Source organism: Kocuria sabuli (genome assembly GCF_040981185.1).
Classification (GTDB): domain Bacteria; phylum Actinomycetota; class Actinomycetes; order Actinomycetales; family Micrococcaceae; genus Kocuria; species Kocuria sabuli.
Genome location: NZ_JAVHZE010000072.1, coordinates 1 through 744, shown reverse-complemented (window position 1 = coordinate 744; position 744 = coordinate 1). Strand labels below are relative to the sequence as shown.

2 protein-coding genes are annotated in these 744 nt (G+C 54.8%); both read left to right on the top strand.

Features of this window, described 5'->3' with window-relative positions:
* On the top strand, window positions 1-417 hold a 417-nt coding region (locus RE027_RS17935; protein ID WP_368809656.1), incomplete at its 5' end, for a phage tail sheath C-terminal domain-containing protein.
* A 13-nt stretch (window positions 418-430) separates the two neighbouring features.
* The coding region (locus RE027_RS17930) for a phage major tail tube protein (protein WP_368809655.1) at window positions 431-744 on the top strand (314 nt) is incomplete at its 3' end.

Genomic DNA, 744 nt, shown 5'->3' with positions numbered 1-744 from the left:
GAGGCGGGCGTGACCACGCTTATTCGCCGCGATGGTTTCCGATTCTGGGGCAACCGCACCTGCTCGGATGATCCGTTGTTCCTGTTTGAAAACTACACCCGCACCGCACAGGTTATCGCTGACACGATGGCGGAAGCGCATATGTGGGCGGTGGATAAACCCATCACGGCAACACTTATCCGCGACATCGTTGACGGCATTAACGCCAAATTCCGCGAGCTGAAAACTAACGGCTATATCGTGGATGCAACCTGCTGGTTTGATGAAGAGGCCAACGATGAAGCAACCCTCAAGGCCGGGAAATTGTATATCGACTATGACTATACGCCGGTTCCGCCACTCGAAAACCTGACCCTGCGCCAGCGCATTACTGATAAATATCTGGCGAACCTCATCAGCTCGGTCAACAGCAATTAAGGAGCCTGACTAAATGGCAATGCCGCGCAAACTGAAATTAATGAACGTCTTTCTTGATGGCTACAGCTATCAGGGAGTGGCGAAGGCTATCACCCTGCCCAAGCTGACCCGCAAACTCGATAACTATCGTGGTGCGGGCATGAACGGCGCAGCGCCTGTTGACCTCGGTCTTGATGACGATGCGCTCTCAATGGAGTGGACACTGGGCGGCTTCCCTGACGATGTGATCTGGTCGTTCTATGCCGCGACCGGGATTGATGCTGTTCCCATCCGCTTCGCAGGTTCTTACCAGCGCGACGACACAGGCGCTACGGTGGCCGTTGAGGT